The organism is Gelidibacter sediminis, from assembly GCF_004364975.1.
GTDB lineage: Bacteria > Bacteroidota > Bacteroidia > Flavobacteriales > Flavobacteriaceae > Gelidibacter > Gelidibacter sediminis.
Genome location: NZ_SOBW01000008.1, coordinates 1,086,392 through 1,106,012 on the forward strand (window position 1 = coordinate 1,086,392; position 19,621 = coordinate 1,106,012).

The 19,621-nt window shown below is 37.1% G+C and carries 10 protein-coding genes; all 10 read right to left on the reverse strand.

The window, feature by feature from the left end:
* Positions 1–37: 37 nt before the first annotated feature.
* The 10 genes from BXY82_RS11495 to BXY82_RS11540 all read right to left on the reverse strand — a co-directional run bounded on the left by BXY82_RS11495 (position 38) and on the right by BXY82_RS11540 (position 19,598).
* Positions 38–2,326: a TonB-dependent receptor family protein gene (locus tag BXY82_RS11495; protein WP_133758326.1), complete on the reverse strand. Its 2,289-nt coding sequence runs from the start codon at positions 2,324–2,326 to the stop codon at positions 38–40.
* Positions 2,327–2,402: 76 nt separating this feature from the next.
* Positions 2,403–3,410, reverse strand: coding sequence for a LacI family DNA-binding transcriptional regulator (locus BXY82_RS11500; protein ID WP_133758327.1), 1,008 nt, complete (start codon positions 3,408–3,410; stop codon positions 2,403–2,405).
* A gap of 211 nt (positions 3,411–3,621) precedes the next feature.
* Complete coding sequence (gene bglX / locus BXY82_RS11505) at positions 3,622–5,919, reverse strand: beta-glucosidase BglX (RefSeq protein ID WP_133758328.1); 2,298 nt, start codon at positions 5,917–5,919, stop codon at positions 3,622–3,624.
* The gene (locus BXY82_RS11510) at positions 5,919–7,556 is read right to left on the reverse strand and encodes a glycoside hydrolase family 16 protein (protein ID WP_133758329.1); all 1,638 of its coding nucleotides are present in this window, start codon (positions 7,554–7,556) and stop codon (positions 5,919–5,921) included. Before BXY82_RS11510 ends, bglX begins: the two co-directional genes overlap by 1 nt.
* A gap of 28 nt (positions 7,557–7,584) precedes the next feature.
* Entirely contained in the window at positions 7,585–9,609 is a 2,025-nt protein-coding gene (locus tag BXY82_RS11515; RefSeq protein WP_133758330.1) for a PKD domain-containing protein, read from the reverse strand.
* A gap of 13 nt (positions 9,610–9,622) precedes the next feature.
* Positions 9,623–11,080: a RagB/SusD family nutrient uptake outer membrane protein gene (locus tag BXY82_RS11520; RefSeq protein ID WP_133758331.1), complete on the reverse strand. Its 1,458-nt coding sequence runs from the start codon at positions 11,078–11,080 to the stop codon at positions 9,623–9,625.
* 10 nt (positions 11,081–11,090) lie between these two features.
* Positions 11,091–14,243 (reverse strand): SusC/RagA family TonB-linked outer membrane protein, encoded by a 3,153-nt coding sequence (locus BXY82_RS11525; protein WP_133758332.1) that lies wholly within the window; start codon positions 14,241–14,243, stop codon positions 11,091–11,093.
* A 236-nt stretch (positions 14,244–14,479) separates the two neighbouring features.
* Entirely contained in the window at positions 14,480–17,233 is a 2,754-nt protein-coding gene (locus BXY82_RS11530) for a helix-turn-helix and ligand-binding sensor domain-containing protein (RefSeq protein ID WP_243835792.1), read from the reverse strand.
* Between the two features lie 248 nt (positions 17,234–17,481).
* Positions 17,482–18,366, reverse strand: a complete 885-nt coding sequence (locus tag BXY82_RS11535; protein ID WP_133758333.1) for an alpha/beta hydrolase — start codon at positions 18,364–18,366, stop codon at positions 17,482–17,484.
* A 251-nt stretch (positions 18,367–18,617) separates the two neighbouring features.
* Entirely contained in the window at positions 18,618–19,598 is a 981-nt protein-coding gene (locus tag BXY82_RS11540) for a PorP/SprF family type IX secretion system membrane protein (protein WP_133758334.1), read from the reverse strand.
* Positions 19,599–19,621: the final 23 nt, after the last annotated feature.

Sequence of the window (19,621 nt, forward strand, 5' to 3'; positions counted from 1 at the left end):
TATGTGACGCATCATAACCAAAAATGTTACAACTAAATTAGAATCGATAGTCTATGGATACACCACCATAATAATTTCGAGGGTTTCCAGGATAATAGTATCTCGGTTCTGAATTGTTAAATCCTGTGGCATTAATCAAAATAGACGACGCATAGTGCGTATCCGATAAGTTGTTCACCCCAAAATGCATTCTATAACCAATGCTCTTAAAAAGCTGACCGGAATACTGTAACTTTAAATTTGAGAGTTGATAGGCCTCACTAAACAAGCTGTTGGAATCGTTCATTGGCATTTCTCCAATATATAAATGGTTTGCAAATAAAGACAGCTGATTTAGATGCAAAGCAACCCCGGAAGCCATTGTTATATTTGGCACACCAGTAAGTTTATTGCCTGAATAATCAACGTCTTCGCTTATAAAGTCTTTAAATTTGTGCCAATTAAAGGAGGTGTTGTTAAACGGTATGATGTTAAAATTTTCATTAATCACAAGTTTATAATCTGCAGAAACCTCCAAGCCTTGGTGTAATGTGCGGCCAGCATTTCTTCCAATATATTGATCATCACCTATACGTTGCGCTACCAACAAATCTTTGATATCTAACATATAATAAGATACTAACAGATGTAATCGTTTCTCCAACAAATTGGCCTCTGTTCCCAATTCATAATTATAGCCTTTTTCTGGACTTATCTCAGGGTTTACAACACCTTCTGGTGTTAAAGTCTCCTCCAAACTCGGATAATTAAAGCCATAACTCACATTGGCAAAAAGTTGTTGCTGCGGCGTAACTTGATATCTAAGGTTGGCATTTGGGGCCACAATGTCCTCAAAATTTCTGGTCGCATCCGTATTGGCCTCACCAGAGTTATACTTGTCTGTAAGGTCGTAAGTTGTATTGTTATAATTGACACCAAACTGAAAAATTAAGTTGTCTACTATCGGGAGGATTAGGCTAGAAAACAGATTTGTTTTTTTCCTGTATTCCACATTATCACTAAGTAGCTGGCCAGCCACACTCCCATTTCCGTTGTTTGTAGCATAAAGATTTTCGAAAGTTTTCCATTCATAATCGTCCTTAAACACTTCTGTCCCAAAATCCCATTTTGCTTTACGCCCTAAAAAATTAAAATGGTATGTAAACACTGATCGCAATCCCACACCCTCGGTAGATTCCTCTAGAATATTAAAAGGTCTTGGCTCATAATGGTCGTTAAAAGTATAAAACACACTTGATGTATTCTGAAAATTCTCAGAGAACTTATAGCTCAAGCTTGCTCCCGCTAAATGGTGTTTATCCGCTTCAAAACCTTGAGCTTGAGACCAAGTAAATGCTGCTTTTGATGGATTCTTCAAATAGTCAGTCCGCCCAATGGAACTCGGAATCTGGGCCCTATAATTACTGTGATTGAACACAATTGAAAGCTGCGTCTTGTCATTCAGTTTATAACTCGAATTTAAAAAATAGGAATTTTTTCGGTACTGACTGTTATCCCGATACCCATCCAATTCCAAATGGTCATACGCCATATGTAAGATGAAGTTACCATTAGAATAATCAGATGAAATGCTGTTTTTAAACAATCCGTATGAGCCTATAGTAGTATTGTTTTTAACGGAAAGTCCCTCAGATTTAGGGTGCTTGGAATTTAAAAGTATAGTACCCCCCAGATTGGTGCCATACAATGTGGCCTTAGGCCCTTTAATGATTTCTATTGATTGTAAATCTTCTGCATCATAAACATCTAGCGCTGTCTCTCCAACCCCATTGGTAATGGGAATGCCATTAAAATATGCCTTAATTTTATTAGTTCCATAAAGTGTTCTAGAGCCTACCCCTCTAATTGTAATACGATTGGTGTTAATGGCACCGCTTTGAATATAAACTCCTGAGGTTGTATTGAGTGCGTCTACTAGCGCAACGGGGCTTTGTTGTTCCAAAGCTTCCCTAGATATCATGCTTGTAGGGATTATGACTTCACTTTTAATTGCTGAAGGAGCCATAAGCACTACGGTATTGAGCTCTTCTATTTCTGTTTTTTCTTTAAGATAAAATACCTGATTGACCTTATACAATTGTGAAGAGCTGGTGTCATAGTGAGGATGAACAAAGCTGACAGTTAATGGTAATTTTAAATGTTCAGGAAGCACAAATACACCATTCAAATCGGTTGTAGAAATTAGCCGATGGCCTATAACAACCGACACTCCCTCAATAGGCCGTTCTTGATTAGTCTTTACAACCCCAGTAATTTGTTGGGCATGTAGTACATTAAAAAAAACGGCTATGAACATCATAACCGCTTGTATCTTTAAAAATTTCATTCTTAAATAGTATATCTCAAATTAGTATGAAAGGTTAGACGCTGTTAAATAGACGCCAAATTATAGAGCTTCTACTCTACTTAGTTGTGCCACGTAAAATCAAATTTGTTTTAATAGTTTTGGTCAGTGGTTTTGTAGTGTTTTTATTATTTAAGCGATCTATCAAGAGCTCAACGGTAGCTTTACCAATATCCATAGTGTGTTGCGATATGGTTGACAATTTTGGATCTGTAAACGCAAGCACATTATCATCAGAAAAACCAATAATTGACACATCTTTAGGGATGTTATACCCCAATTTTAAAGCTTTGTGAAGGGCTACTACGCCAGAAGTATTATCACTAGAAATAATACCATCCACTTGTTTATGAGTTTTAAAGAGTTGATCGATAACAGCTTCTAAATCGTCATCTTGACTGATGTTGATAAAGATTGGTTCATTTGTATAGGTGTTATCTTCCTCTAAAGCTTTCAGATATCCATTTTTCCTCAGTTTACCCACACTTAGCGCATCAATATCACTGATGTGCACAATGTAGCGTCGTCCTTCGCAAATCAAATGTTTTGTAGCTTCATAAGACGCGCCGTAATCGTCAATAATAACCTTGTCACTATCAATGTCATCGGCTACTCTATCAAATAAAACAACGGGAATATCCTTGTTCAGAATTGCAGTAATGTGGTCAATAGTATTATTAACCTGAGTCTCTTCTGCTAAGGACATAATAAACCCATCTACACTGCCATTAGACAACAATTGAAGACTATTCTTTTCTTTAGAAAGCAATTCATTAGACAAACAGGTAATGATGCTATAACCTTGTTGCGAGGCCTCAGTTTCTATAGCATACAGAGCTTTGGCAAAGAAATGGTTAAGCACATTGGGGATTATAACCCCAATCGTTTTAGTTTGATTGTTTTTTAGGCTTAATGCCATTCTATTAGGCTGATAATTGAGATGCTCGGCCAACTCCTTAACACGCAGAATGGTGTCCTTACTTATTTCTTCACTATTATGTAAGGCCTTAGAAACTGTAGACACAGAAACATTTAATTGTTCTGCTAATTGTTTGAGCGTAACCATATATCTTCAATTAAAATACGTATGATTGCTAAAAATACGCCCTTTATTTATAATACGAAATGGTTGATTAATTATTTACAGTCTTACATAGCTAATTTAAAATACATATGTCATCGGAATTTACAATGGATTAGATTGTTATTGAGGTATCATCATATTATTTTAGGAGGACATTTTTTAGATGGAAAATAAAATGTCCTTCATATTTACATTAGAGTTCAAATTGGGCACTTAAGGTAGCTTCTGAACTCCCACCAACAAAGACACTAAATGTACCGGGTTCAACTATATATTTACCATCATTATCATAGAAGCCAAGTTCTGACTTGGTCAACACAAATTTGAGGGTCTTTGATTCCTTCGGATTTAAGGACACTAATTCAAACCCTTTAAGCTCTCGTACGGGTCTTGTAACGCTGGCAAATTCATCTCTTAAGTACAATTGTGCGACCTCTTTTCCTTTAACATTACCGGTATTGGTCAAATTGACACTCACCTCAACAACGTCATCAGACACCCTTTCAACTTTTAAATTACTGTAGGCAAACGTGGTATAACTTAAACCAAACCCGAAAGGATATAATGGGGCGTTACTTACATCTGAATAATGTGACCAAAACACTTCACCAGGCGCAGGAATGGTTGGTCTTCCTGTACTTTTGTAATTATAATACATAGGCACTTGCCCCACATTTTTTGGAAAACTCATCGGTAATTTACCGCTCGGGTTATAATCCCCATAAAGCACTTGTGCAATGGCATGTCCACTTTGAGTTCCTAAATGCCAGGCTTCAACTATAGCTGGAATATTAGCATCTGCCCAATTAATCGTTAAAGGTCTCCCGTTATTAAGTACAAGCACAATATTTTTATTGGCTTTATATATTGCCTCCAATAACTCCTGTTGAACTCCTGGCAGCCCTAATTCAGAACGACTGCGCCCTTCTCCAGATTGCAAGCCGTGCTCTCCTAAGACCATCACCACAACATCTGCATTTTTGGCTGCGGCAATTGCTGAAGCAAATCCGCTTTTATCAGTAACGTTGATGGTCAATTCTTTAGGGAAGGCTATTTCGCCAGTAGCAACATCAGCACCTTTTTCATATTTTAACGTGTTCCCTTTATACGCTTTCATGCCTTCAAGTACAGAAACTGCAGTACCATCATCAGCACCAATACGCCAGCTTCCTAAGGGACTTGTCTTATCATTTGCCAAAGCGCCTATAAGGGCAATTTTTTGACCTTGCTTTTTTAGTGGAAGGATTTGATTTTCATTCTTGAGCAGAACTATAGATTTTTTGGCAACGTCCAGAACGATATCATTAATCCTCTTGCTTCCAATGACTTCTGTTTCAGTAGTCTCATTACAATATTTATAAGGATCTTCAAAGAGACCCAATTCATATTTAACTCTTAGAATACGCTTAACCGCATCATCAATCAAACCAATATCAACCTTACCCTCGTTTACAAGTTGCGCTAATTCATTGACGTAAGCATAAGATTCCATATCCATGTCAGCTCCTGCTTTAATAGCTATTTCTGCAGCGTGCAATCGATTTTTAGCCCGTCTGTGCGCAATCATTTCATTAATAGAACCCCAATCAGTAACTACAAATCCGTCAAAATTCCATTCGTTCTTTAAAATGTCTCGTTGTAAAAAGGCACTTCCTGTAACTGGCACCCCGTTGAGTTCATTAAACCCATTCATAAAAGTTCTTACACCTGCATCTACGGCAGCTTTAAACGGTGGTAAAATAATATTGTATAATGTTGATGTCCCCACATCAACCGTGTTGTAATCTCTACCAGCTTCAGCGAAACCGTACCCTGCAAAATGTTTTGCACATGCTACAATGGTATGCGCTAATGACAAATCATCACCTTGAAAACCTTCTACGCGCGCTTTTGCAATCATTGAACCCAAATAGGGATCTTCACCTGCCCCCTCCATAACGCGACCCCAACGGGCATCTCGAGAAATATCAACCATGGGTGCAAAGGTCCAGTTGATGCCTGAAGCAGCAGCTTCTTCCGCAGCAACTTGGGCAGATAATTTTATAGCTTCCAAATCCCAACTTGCAGCTTCAGCCAGCGGAATTGGGCTAACCGTTTTATACCCGTGAATTACATCAAATCCGATAATTAAAGGAATACCCAATCGCGTTTCTTCTACAGCAATTTTCTGCACTTCCCTTACATTTTTCACACCACTTACGTTGAGCATAGAACCAACCCAACCTTTTTTAAGGTGTTCATATTTGTTTGCCGCTGCACCGTTGGCAGGTGCCGGACCAGTAACATCCCAAAATCCATTATATTGATTCATCTGACCAATTTTCTCTTCTAAGGTCATTTTGGCCATGAGTTGGTCCACTTTAAAATCAATAGAATCCTTTACCACGGCATTGCTCTGCTCATTAGTGCCGCTAGTTGCATTGGATACGTTACAAGACATCACTAAAGTTAAAAGGTGGCAAAAACTTAAATAATATAGTATTTTCTTCATTATTGGTACACTTTTACATAGTCAATTTCTAATGCGGCTTCCGTAAAATTAGAATCAATGGCACCTCCAAAATTTCCACCCATTGCTAAGTTCAGAATCAGAAAGAAGTCTTTATTGAAAGGTGTATCACTAGTATTAGGAAACGTATGATACACTTCTCCATCCACTAAAAATTTGATAAACTCTGGAGTCCACTCAGCACTATAAATATGAAATTCAGTAGAGGCCGTAGAGACTGTGGTCGATTGGGTAACACCAGCTCCCCCCGAATTTCCTGGAAAGTGTAAGGTAGAATGTATGGTGTTTTGGTCATTACCAACGTGTTCCATGATGTCAATTTCGCCACTGGCTGGCCATCCAACAGTATCGTAATCAGCACCTAGCATCCAAATAGCTGGCCATGTACCACCACCGGTAGGCAATTTTGCTCTGACTTCTACCCTACCATAGGTAAATTCAAATAAATTTTCAGTTTTAATTTTAGAAGACGTGAATCCACCATTATCAGCTTTAGCAGTAATCTTTAGGACACCATCCTCAACTTTTATATTTTCTGGACTATCCGTATAACTCTGTGATTCATTATTACCCCAACCGTTGCTGCCTGTTCCTAAATCATAGGTCCAATTGGCAGGATTTGGAGCTCCGTTAGTATCAAAATTGTCTTCCCAAATCAAGTTATTATAAATTGAATTGAAATTCTCTGCATCAGGTTCTTCTGAGGTAATGATAAACCACCAATTAAACTCCCCATTGCCATCAGCAGTCGTCAAAACCATTTCATTTGGTTCAGATCTGTCAAATATTTGATACTGATGTGAACCCCCTACGTAATACCCAATAAATGCAGTTCCGGAAAGGACTATCGTTTCTTTACCACTAGGGGCTATTAATTGCCATGAAGCAGAATAATCATCATAAACATAATTTACAATGTCGGCGCCTTGTTGTTCGCCGCCGCCAACACCGCCTAGTTGCTGAATCAATCCATCGCGACCAAAGACAGTACCTTCTGAATTTGTAGTTGGATCATCATTAGTATTGTCAGTGATATGAGTAAAAGTACCATCAATATTAAAGATATAACGATCATCATACATCCCTGAACCAGCTTTTTCTTCAGGACCAGCCGAATACCATTCTGCAGGCACTGTTCCATTTATTGGACCTAAACCAAAATGTCCTTTCATTTCAGACTTTATACGCCATGTTTTGTTGCCAGTACCTACTAATTTATCTATTAAATCTTGAGGTGGTGCATAAGTGACCAAAACCTCAACGTCTATGGTAGTTGTGGTAGAGACACCTCCCGTACCAAAAGCAAGAACAACAACTTGGTAAGTATTTACACCTAAACTACTAAACGCAATTGACGCTAGACCATTGGAAGCATCCACTTGAACCCCAGGACTAATAAATCTGAAGGAAGCCGCATGATTTGCGGTAGCGGTAAAGTTTACGGTTCCACTGCCATCGCCATATGGATTTTCAGCATCCTCACCTACAATTTCTGCAGTGATAACAACATTGGTTGGCGCTATAATATCTCCGGCAGAGGGGTCATCTTCCTGACAACCTACAACCATAAGAGCAGTTGCAATAAGACAAGAGCGCATTATATTTTTAAAATTTTTCATATGCTAGTTATTAATTCTATATATACTTTTAATTTGTTAAGGCGAAATCATCATAGTAGTAAGTTGAATCGTCTCCACTATTACCAAAATCAAAGAAAATGACCACCCTCATATAATCTGCGACTGCTGCCCCACTAAAATCATACACCAAGGTTTCCCATACATTTGCGGCAGTCGTATTTAGGTCTACCTCATGTACGATACTTGCATCAGCATTCTCCAATTTTAATTTCACTACCGCCCCGGCTTTTGGAGACCATGTTTTGACACTTATCTTACTATTATTTGTAAGATCAAGGATAGCTGTTTCAAAGAAGGATCCTGCCCAAACTTCAGCTCCTGACGTTTTGGTCAATTGGGCCACTTTTCCAGAAGTGTTAATTCCTGAAGACTCAGGATTATCTACCACTTGTACATCGGCTATATTTCCAAAAGTTGTAAAGGTTGGTACTGTACCTTCAAAATTTTGAAATACTATGGGCTGGGATGCGCCAGAATCATTAACGAGTTGAATTTGATCATAATAATAGTCTGCACCAGTACCTGCGTTGCCAAAATCGAAGAAAATTACAATTCTTACATAATCCGTGGTTGGCGCTTCACTAAAATCATAAATCAATTCTTCCCATGCATTTGCGACCGTTGTAGTTAAATCTACTTCATGTACAGTACTTGCATCTTGATTTTCCAATTTTAATTTAACAACAGCGCCAGCGATAGGTGACCAGGTTTTGACACTTATTTTAGAGTACGAAACCAAATCTAAAGGACTAGTAGTTTCAAAAAATGTCCCTGCCCATACTTCAGACCCACTGGTTTTGGATAATTTGGCCACCTTAGCGGTCGTATTTACTCCTGAAGGATCTGGATTGGAAACCACCTCTGTATTTGCTATATTCCCAAACGTGGTAAACACAGGTGGTGTTCCTTCAAAATCCTGTACCATTGAGGTAGTGGTACCTGAAGGAGCTTTATAAAAATAAATATTATCAATAAAAATGGTCTTTCCAGCAGGCGTACCAACAAATTTAAATTGGTGAATATCATCCATAGAAAGTCCTTGGCTTGTAAAATCACTTAAAGGAATATTATAACTGTTCCATTGCCCTGCAACTAGATTCTTTTGAACAGATTTTTCGCCAGTAGCAATGCTAATTGGAAAAATATCTAAGCTCACGTTTTCATCTGCTGTCCAAACGTCAATGTGTAAAAATTCCATTTGGGAAGCATCTACAGTTGCACCAAATTGAACTCCTTGATAATTTAAATTACCATACTGAATAATGCTATTTCCATTAAGGGCTATCTGATTATAGGTGGTTGCTTGCCCCCAATTAGGATAAAAATCAGTGCCTTCAATGTTTGCATAAGCGTCACTAAATATTGAAATTACATTTGCGACATCTCTGACAGGTTGAGGAGGAGCATTTTTTAATGGCTGTAAAATTGCTGTCACCTCAAACACTTCAGTATAAGTTGTAGTTTCAGTAGCTGCACTGAATGCCGTAACAGTAATAGTATAGGTGCCTGCCTCCTGATATGTATAGGTCGTAACATCATTTATATTAGTCATGATTGGATCACTTCCATCTCCAAAATCAACATTGTAACTCAATGCAAAATCTGCTGTTGCCGTAACGTGAACGGTCTTAGATATGGTTGCATCATTTTCAATTGTCACCAACAAATTCTCAGGCGCTTTAAAAGACACTTCAATTTGCTGACTCACGGTGGTACTCAAACCATTAAGACCAGTAGCTGTTATGGATGCCATGTAAGTGCCTTCTTCATACACGTGATTTACACTGCTACCAGGCCTCATGCTTGCTGATGGCGCTGAATTGTCTCCAAAATCGACCATAAAGCTCGTGGCACCTTCAGCCAATGGAGTAATTGTGACTTGCCCTGTATTATCCTGAGTTACGGTAACTGCAGCTGACACTTTGGTTGGTGCGTTAATCGCATCAAGATCTACCAGTTCATCATCCGTTGTGCAATTATATATAGCGAGCATAAAAATGCTTAAGCTTAAGATGTGTTTAAATAATTTCATATTCTTTTATGTTTTAGTATCCTGGATTTTGCGACCAACGGTTTCCTGCTAATTCGATTTCAATTCTAGGAATAGGGAACAATTTATTTTTATCGCTAAAATTATCAATGGAGGCTGTCTCCCCTGTCCTCACCTGATCAAAGAAACGATGTCCTTCGCCAGCAAGTTCTAAGCGTCTTTCGGTATAAATGTCTAGTGTTAAATTGCTGCCCGAAGAATTAATAGGGCTCAATCCTGCTCTTTCTCTTACCAAATTAAGATAGGTTTTGGCCTTTGTATCATCAATACCGCCTTTGTTATAAGCCTCAGCTGCCATTAAGAGAACATCTGAAAATCTAATGGCGCGATAATTATTACTGTGGGTCAAATTCACATCACCGGCGTTGGACTCAGCATATGGAATGTATTTTTTATTAAAATATCCGGTATGTTCACTGCCAGTACTATACTTAACGTTTGGTCTTGTGGCAACAAACGCCTCAATGTCAAATATGGTTGCATCTCTCCTTTTATCTTCTGCCGAATAGGCATTGTACAATTCTGGAACTGGCACATTAAAACTAAATCCTGAAGTATAAGGTGCAAAGTTACCTGACGTAAATCGTGGGCCCATAAATCCGACCGCTATATTACCTTCTACACATTGAAAGCATCCAAAACCACCACCTTCAGCACCAAAATATTGGACTTCAAAAACGGATTCCTTATTATTTTCATTAGAATTTAAAAACAACGTATCAAAATCTGTTAGTAACTCATATTGTCCTGAATTGATAACCTGATCTAATGTAGCCGCTGCATTTGAATATTTTCCTTGATACAGGTAAATTTTGCCCAAAAGCGCTAACGCTGCACCTTTTGTAACACGACCATTCTGTGCTTGTTCCCATGGCAAACTCGTTATTGCAGTTGTTAAATCTTCCTCTAATTGGGCATACACTTCTGCCTTTGGAGTCCTGTCTATAGATTGGGTTTGTGCAATAGAAATTCTTCCATCTAAATACATTGGTACATCTCCAAAAAACTTCACCAATTCAAAGTAATAATAGGATCTTAAAAATAAATTTTCTGCCAATAATTGGTCTTTACCTTCAAAATCAATCTTCTCTTCAAACTCAATGATGTAGTTTGCGCGACTTATGCCAGCATACATCCATTGAAAAACACTTCTCAGTGCACCATTATCTGGCGTATGGGTCATATCATCTATTTGTTGCCAATCTAGCACATCTGTTGGGTTTTCTCCTCCTGCATAGCTGTTGTCTGAGGCTATCTCTCCTAAGATGTTGTTGAGATAGGTGGTGGCTAATAAATCATACACCCCAACTAGCGCATCTTCATAATCAGATTTAGAATTGAAATAATTTTCTGTATTTTCTTCCCCTTCTGGTAAAATTTCGAGATAATCATCACATGTAAATGTCAACATGATGAGCATTAATGCTAGTATATTTTTAATATTTGCTTTCATATTGATAGAATTAAAATGAAACATTGATTCCTGTTGTAAATGTTCTTGTTTGTGGATATTGCCCTAAATCAACACCTGCTCCCAACGGATTTGAATTGGAAACATCTGGGTTATAACCTTCATATTTAGTAAAGGTGTAAAGGTTGTTTATGGCTACGTAAAGTCTAAATTTATCCATACCCATCTTCTCTAAAAATCGCGTTGGTACTGAATAGCCTAATTGAATATTCTGAATTCTTAAATAAGAACCATCTTCTACAAAAAATGAAGAAAACAATTGATTATCAGAAGCTGAACTTGAAGCTCTAGGTACGGTATTGGAAGTGCCTTCACCTGTCCATCTATTCAAATAGAAATCAGGTTTATTGCTATAGGTTAGAAAACGTTCGTAGCTACGTACCACGTCATTGCCTAACGATGCATATAAAGAGGTCGCAAAATCTAATTGTTTATAATTTAAATTGAAATTAAAACCCATTGTAGCGTCAGGAATCGGATTTCCAATGACGGTAAAGTCATCACTACTTCCAAATTCAACTATTCCATCGCCATCAATATCTTTGTATCTTAAATCTCCCGGACTTGCATTGCTTTGTGTAGCATGGGCATCAACCTCCGCCTGATTTTGAAAAACACCGTCAGTCTGCAAGCCATAAAACACGCCAATTGGTAACCCTGTTTGAAAACGTGATGTCGCTTGGTTCAAGCCAAAAAGACCTCCAGGTATAAATCCTGCCGCATTGTTAACCTCCAAAGCCTTGTTTTTAACACTTGTTAAGGTGTACCCCATGCTCATTCTGAAATTGTCAGAAAACTCATGCGAGAAATTAAGGCTTAAATCAATCCCTTTATTTTCTATCGTACCCGCATTTACAACTGGTGCAGAACTACCTCCAGCCGATGCACCCAGCAATGCCGATACTTCAGGAACTAACAATAAATCTTCAGTGCGTTTATAGTAATAATCTAAGGAGAGATCTAATTTACTATTGAAAAAAGACACATCTACGCCAACATTTGTTTGATGATTAGTTTCCCATTTTAAATCAGGGTTTGCCAGTGCACCAACGGCGTTACCAAAAGAAAGCATCTCATTAAAAGGGTAAGTAGCTTCGCCATTTGTACCTTGTAGAAGACCCAACCATCTAAAGTTTCCAATCTTATCATTTCCTGTAACCCCATAACTCCCTCTAAATTTAAGTCGGTTGATAAAATCAACATTGAAAAAATCTTCATTAGATACTAGCCAACCAGCTGATACGGATGGGAAATTCCCAATTCTATTATTTGGACCAAATTTGGTTGATGCATCTCTTCTAATTAAACCAGAGAACAAGTAGGTGCCTTTGTAATCATATTGTAAACGCGCAAATACCGAGTACCAACGGTTCTCATTTCGGCCATCAGTAGTACTTACCAAAGCTTGTGTAAGTTCGCCATCTACAATTTGAATTATAGATTGTGTATTGCTTAAATAGGCATTGTCAAAACGATCAGGTCCGTTTACCAAGGGTCCAGCACCGAAGAATCCTTTATATCGCTCACTTCTTATAGAAGTTCCTAATAGGGCGTTAATATTATGGTTTCCGAAGGACGTATTGTAATCGATAAAATTTTCCCAAGTATAGTCAAAGGAGTGTTGTTTGTTTTCAGACACCGTACTGAATAAATCTTTGAGGCCATCGTCATTTCTATCTGTATCAAAAACTGATGGATCTGCCGTATCCAGTGTGACGTTGTTAACCACCTTGCCGCGGCCATAGTATTGTAGAGGCGAATAAGATCGACCACCAAAATCTGAATAATTAAAATTAAGTCGCGTAGTCGCCTTTAAGTTATCGAGTATACCATATTCTAGTTGTATTTTACCCGTAAATCGGTCTGCCCTTCCTTCATTAAAAGTGTTGTTGATTAAGGCTAACGGATTGATGATCTCATTACCTTGTTCCGCGCCAATAAAGGTATATCCTCTAGAAACACTGTTAGCAGCCTCACCATTATAAACAGTGGTTAGCGGCGATGCATTAAGTGCATAATACAGTGCTGAACCTCTTCCTCCCTCTGGAATGCCTTGACTTCTGATATTTGTATAGAGCAAGAACGTATTTAAATTGAATTTTTCAGAAAGTTGAATGCCTAAATTATTTTTAAAAGTCCAACGCTGATAATTAGATTTATCACTCGCAATAACACCATCTTGTCCAAAATAACTGGCGCTCACCCCATAGGTAATGGTTTCAGAACTTCCTGTGGCACTTAAACTGTGGCTAAACATTGGAGCGCGCTCAAACAATTGATCCTGCCAATCTGTATTTGTACTAAGGGTTTGTAAATTTGGAAATGGTAAATCATTTCCATCAGCAGCTTCAGACTCATTGATATAAATGGCATATTCCAAATTGTTCATCATGTCAATTTGGTTTTCAGCCTCTTGAACAGCATAATATGAATTATATGAAAATTTTGTTTTCCGTCCCTTTTTACCGGTTTTAGTGGTAATCAATATGACACCATTGGCGCCTTGCACACCGTATATGGCAGAACTTGCATCCTTAATGATATCCATGGTCTGTATATCATTCGGATCAATAATGCTCAAATCATTACCAATATTTACACCATCTACAATTACCAATGGCGAATTGTCTCCGTTTGTGGTAATACCCCTGATTCTGATGTTTAAAGCCGCTCCAGGCGATCCAGAATTTGCAGTAACCTGCACCCCCGCCGCATTACCTTTCAGCGCTTCTTCAATACGGGTTGGATTACTCTCTAAAATTTTCTCAGAATCTAAACTGGTAAATGCACCAGTAACCAATTCTTTACGTTGAGCCCCATATCCAATAACCACAACTTCGTTAAGGGTTTCAGCATCCTCTTGTAAATTGACAATAATAGATTGGGCATTCACCACTGTTACTTCTTGACTGAGATAGCCAACATACGAAAAGACCAAAACGGAATTAATCGGGACGTTATTAACAGTAAAAAGACCATCAAAATCTGTAGAGACGCCCTTATTAGTGTTTTTAATAATGACATTTACTCCAGGCAGTGGTTGGCCACTTGCAAGATCTTTAACCGTACCATTTACATCAATGGTTTGACTCATTGTTATGGTTGTGGTTAAGACCAAAAGAAAGGAAAGGAATTTTGCTATCATAGTGTAAAACTTTATTTGATAAACTTACACCTATACATTAATAAAAGACAATAAAGCACCACAACAATAAATATACATCGTGAAATAATGTAAATATTTTTATGAATTATGCAATATTTCCCACAGTATACCGATTAATGTAGATTATCAATAAAGTTGAACTACAACGAAGTAGTAGCTCGTAAAAAGTAAAATGTTGTGGTAATGTTTGGGCAAAATGCACGTTTGTTGTAGCCCTACAATTCTAGGATGTAATTTGTTAAGCTGGCCTCATGAGGTAAATTCATCTTTTTACGTAACCTGTAACGTTTTACTTCTACGCTTCTATGCGAAATATTCAGCAAGGGTGCAATTTCCTTTGATGATAAATTAAGTCTCAGGTAAGCACAGAGCTTTAAATCATTGGGTGTTAAGTTAGGATGCTTTGTTTTAACTTTCTTTAAGAAATCTTTATCGGCGTTGTTGAAGGCTTCCTGAAAGAACTTCCAATCATCTGTAGTGTTGATGTTTTTATCAATTATTTTTATGACGGGCTTGACATTCTTTTGGTCAGCGGTATTTTTAAGCTCTTCCTTAATCTGATTTAGAAACTCATTCTTTTTAATGAGGCTCATTGTAGAGATGGCTAATTCTCGATTTTTATTATCAATATCCTGTTGTAATTTTTCGTTCTTAAGCTGCATCAAAAGTTGCTCACTTTCAAGCTCCTTTAATTCAAGATCTTTCTGATTTTTTATGATGAGCTTTTGTCGCTGCTTTTTATAATTCCGTTTATAGAGGTAATGCACCGTAATACCAAATGCTATAACACATATCACATACAGCACTAGCATACTATTAGAGAGGTACCATGGTTTGCTAATTGTAAAATGATACACACCTTCGTTTTCTGATCTATTATTGCCTATTCTAGCACGTAATAAAAAAGTGTAAGATCCATAAGGCAGGTTTTTAAACAACACAGAAGGCTCTGATGACCAATCACTCCAACCATCATAGTAGCCAACCAATTTGTACTGATATTCGGCCTCTAAGTACTTATAATATTCTGCAACACTGTAATTAAATTGAATATTATTGTCACCATTCTTAAACGAAGGGGATTCATTGATGTTGACATAGGAAATTTCGCCATTTAGCGCGTAATTGGTAATAGAGTTAATAGTTACCTTATACGATTTTAAATCAATATTATTTAAATCAATAATGATATATCCCGATGACGTGCCAAATAGGTATTTGTCATCTACCATATGCGAAATGGTCTCATAACCTACCATTTCCTTTCGCAAAGATTTGGTGATTGGTATTTTACTAATTATAGGTTTGTCACTAAATTTTCCAGGAGATACATAAACAATATTTTTATTTGAGAACCCCCAAAGCTTATCATGTTGACCATCTGCGATCAGTTTGCCCGAAGAGAATTCACCCTTTGGAAAAATGCTGCTTAACAGCGTATCTTTAGTAAAGGTGTTCAAGGCTTTATCATACTTAAAAACACCCTCTTCATGCCCATAATAAATCTCGCCTTTATAAGTAGTGAGACTAGATCCGAATCCTTTATTAACTGAACTGTCCACACTTACAGTTTGCACCGCTGACCACTCAGGATTGGCAGTTATTTCCAATACGCCTTTATATTCATGGCTCACTAAAACTTTTGACGAATCTACAACTGCAAAATACCGGGAGGATATATCAAACCCTTCCAACTTATTTTTGTAGGACCATTGTCCATACTGCCTTTGCAAAAAATGTAAGCCGCTATAATTACCCTGAATTAAGAGATCTTTGTGCTCCATAAAAGGCTGAATGTCCCACGTGCCTGCAATTGGTGCAATCATTTTAACCTGATCAGCTTCAACTATAAAAGTTCCTAAGTTGTGACCACAAAAAATGGTATCGTCAATATTTTTTAAGGTCCAGACTTGACCTTTTGTACCTTCTATAAACTTAAAACGGGTATTGACATCCATAGGTTTATAAAAAAGACCTTGATTGGTACCTAAGTATAATATATTATCATGCATTATAGATGTATAAACAGTGCCCAAGTCGCCTTTTTTATCGTTATAAATATGTAATGCTGATTTGATATTTATACAATTGATACCATTATCGAGCCCCAGCCATATATTGCTATTATTATCTTCAAAAAGTGATAATACCGTATTATTTGACAATCCATCGGTTTGATCAATCTTATAAACAAAGCTTCCAGAACGGTTCAGATAAACCATTCCATTGGAGATGGTGCCCAAAATAAAATCGCCATTATTAAGTTGGACACTACTATAGACACTTAGATTATCAATAAATTCCTTAGAAGGTGTCTTCCATTCTGAAAGCGCATCATCATTCCATATAAAAAACCCTTTTTCTTGAGATTGTATGAGAAGTTCGCCCTGATGTTTATATATATTAACAATGACGTTAGTTTGAAGTTTGGGGTGATGGCTGATTAAACGCGATTGTCCATTTTCTATAGTATACAGCCCTTCTCCATAGCTCTGATAAAATATAGATTGTTCAACTTTGAAAATTTTGGTAATGGTGCTTTCTGTGTTTATAATCTTATAGTCACGTTTATCAAGGTTATAGATGTATATTCTATTTAAGGATTGGAACAAGATATACCGGTCCATCGCTACGATATTCCAAAATTGCTCATCATCAATTAACGGGATCTTCAAATCATCAGAGATGGAGGTGTAAACGAGTCTACCTAGAGCGTTTCTTTTCCAAAAACCAAAATTCATATAACAACCTGTGTAAATATGATCATCCACGACCTTTACAGATCTAATCACAGACTTATTAGGTGCAGGGTATAATTGCCATTGGGCACCATTAAATTCTAGCAGCCCCTTATTATTGGCAACATAGATGTAATCCTCTTCAGATTGAGAAATGCTCCAATTTTGATTATCACCGCCGTATTGGAGCGGCTGATAAATGGTTATGGGTGGTAACTCTTGTGCTCTCAAAGCGTTTGAAAGCAATAGAAGTATACTTAAATATATGACAGATTTAAATTTCAAATTATTGTGATTCCTTTACAATAATACGAATAATAGCGGTGTATTCTACTACCTACAATTAGGTAAAGATTATATAATGCAACTGTGCAATTACACGTGTGGAGAGTTAATGATGTTACAAAAACCCATCAACCATATAACACCAAACCCTGATTTAGAAAACATTAACCTAAACAATGTTAAGCGGATATCATTTATAATTTATTAATGATTTGAACGGTTTGAATAATTTCCTTATTAAAGATAGTTCTATTAAAAAAACTAAAAACATTCTCTAATTGACTGAATGGAATGGACGACAATTCGTGTTTTCCTCCGATGACCTTGTAAAAATAATAAGGCATTTGCAATTCCAACAATCTATCTACGATGGTTGCAGAGCCATCTAGCATAATATAGCCTTTCTTTTCAGGTTTGCACATTTGATGTGGAGCACTTGCAAAAGGAACAATAGCATCTGCAGTTCCATGAAAAAATACCGACGGCAAAGCGTTTTCCTTAGTAACATAGTCTGCATTGACCATCGCGCCTGCCAACGAAAATACACCAGCAAATTTGACATCATTATACTTTTTTAAATCGTCTACAAAATACTCGCGCATGTAAACAGCATTCAACATGCCTTCAGCCCCTGCACTACTCCCTCCTGCAATTATTTTGCTGACATCAGCGCCTAATAATTTCTTGTTATCAATGATAAATTTTGCGGCATCTAAAAAATCGATGGTTGCACTTTTAAAAGTGGATAATTTATCAGCTTTAGGGCAATCACAGCCAAAGCCTGTTGCTTGGCCTTTACGGGTTAATCGGTATGAAATAAAAACGGCCAAATATCCTTTTTCGGCAGCCATTTCACCCAACTTTACTTCACTCGGATAATTTCTGGCGCCCCCAACAAATCCACCGCCATGCATCCATATCATTACAGGAACAGAATCATTATTTTTAATTTTTTTGGGCGTGTAAACATCCATTTTAAGTGTATCTAAACCCTTAATAGCATACGTATAGGTGGTCACCTTAGTTTGCGCAATTGCAACGCTAGTACATAGTATAAAGGCGTAAACAAGGTTTTTCATATCAATTTGAGTTCTATGAACGAATGATGCAAAGTCATAATTAAACCATTGGCAGCACTCCTTAGCATTTTTTAATCCACGGTAAAAATATTAATAATAGTTTAATAGGTGTTATAATAAATAAGTATAATTCAACACCATGTTTTTTGAATATCCGTTTAATCAAACATGCCCTTTATAGTTAGGCTATAAGGGCATGTTTACCATTAGGAAAGGCATTGTTTAAAAAATTTACAACAATTTGAAACCTGTTAACGAATTGGGCTCTTTGTACATTCACAATTGCTAATGCCTTGTAAGAAATCAATTCCTATAGTGATCATGTGTGTTCCTGAATTGTATCCAGAGAGATCATTTATAGTAACTTGGTATGAATATGCGAAGTAAAAATTTGATTTCATAATTCCTGCCATTGGCCCAAGATTAAGTGGCTTAAACATTTGATCATTAAGAAAACGGTAAGATAGACCCGCCCAATAATAATCTTGAGAATCATTACTACCTATATATTTTCTGTATTTAAAGTTGATGTCCGTACTCGATCTTCTATCACTACTGAACATTTGATAATAAACAGACGGTTCAAATTCAACACTTTTATCAGCCTTACTGCTAATAATTAAACCAGAATAGATTTGGTAATTTAGTAATAGACTTGGTTCTATACCTGTAAATTGATCAATATCCTTTTTTAAAATATTGTTGGCATTAAAACTCAAATAAAAGCCTTTATTTCTATATAAAACGCCAGCATCAAAGTTGTTGTTATTTACAGACCTGTCATCAGTAACATAAGGATCAACTATTGGCGCATCATAATTGGTTGTAAAATTTTCAGTCTCTATCCTGAAGCTATTAAAGTTATATGAAACTCCAAAGGACAAGTACTGTTTAGAATAGTAGTCTAAGATTAAATGGTGTGCAAAAGAAAACTTAGCGCCCTTTTGTCTAGTATTTCCATTTTTATCATTATACAAAGAAACGCCTACGCCAGATCGGTCAGATATTCTGAAATCGCCGTATAACGATTGGTTGTCTGGTGCACCCTTGATGCCAACCCATTGGGTCAAGCCATTTGCTCTAATTTTCAAATTATCACCAATACCTGCATAGGTTGGAGAAATTACGAAATCATTATCAGCCAGATACTGGGTAAATACAGGGAGATTTAACTCTTGACCAAACCCGTAAGATATCATCAAAAGGAATGTATATAGTATAATTTTTTTCATCTGATTAATTTTAATTTGAGACC

What these genes read in the sequence shown, in the direction of transcription:
- BXY82_RS11525 (WP_133758332.1), bottom strand. Translation starts at nt 14,243, where the DNA reads ATGATAGCAAAATTCCTTTCCTTTCTTTTGGTCTTAACCACAACCATA.
- BXY82_RS11495 (WP_133758326.1), bottom strand. Translation starts at nt 2,326, where the DNA reads ATGAAATTTTTAAAGATACAAGCGGTTATGATGTTCATAGCCGTTTTT.
- BXY82_RS11510 (WP_133758329.1), bottom strand. Translation starts at nt 7,556, where the DNA reads ATGAAAAATTTTAAAAATATAATGCGCTCTTGTCTTATTGCAACTGCT.
- BXY82_RS11515 (WP_133758330.1), bottom strand. Translation starts at nt 9,609, where the DNA reads ATGAAATTATTTAAACACATCTTAAGCTTAAGCATTTTTATGCTCGCT.
- bglX (WP_133758328.1), bottom strand. Translation starts at nt 5,919, where the DNA reads ATGAAGAAAATACTATATTATTTAAGTTTTTGCCACCTTTTAACTTTA.
- BXY82_RS11500 (WP_133758327.1), bottom strand. Translation starts at nt 3,410, where the DNA reads ATGGTTACGCTCAAACAATTAGCAGAACAATTAAATGTTTCTGTGTCT.
- BXY82_RS11540 (WP_133758334.1), bottom strand. Translation starts at nt 19,598, where the DNA reads ATGAAAAAAATTATACTATATACATTCCTTTTGATGATATCTTACGGG.
- BXY82_RS11520 (WP_133758331.1), bottom strand. Translation starts at nt 11,080, where the DNA reads ATGAAAGCAAATATTAAAAATATACTAGCATTAATGCTCATCATGTTG.
- BXY82_RS11535 (WP_133758333.1), bottom strand. Translation starts at nt 18,366, where the DNA reads ATGAAAAACCTTGTTTACGCCTTTATACTATGTACTAGCGTTGCAATT.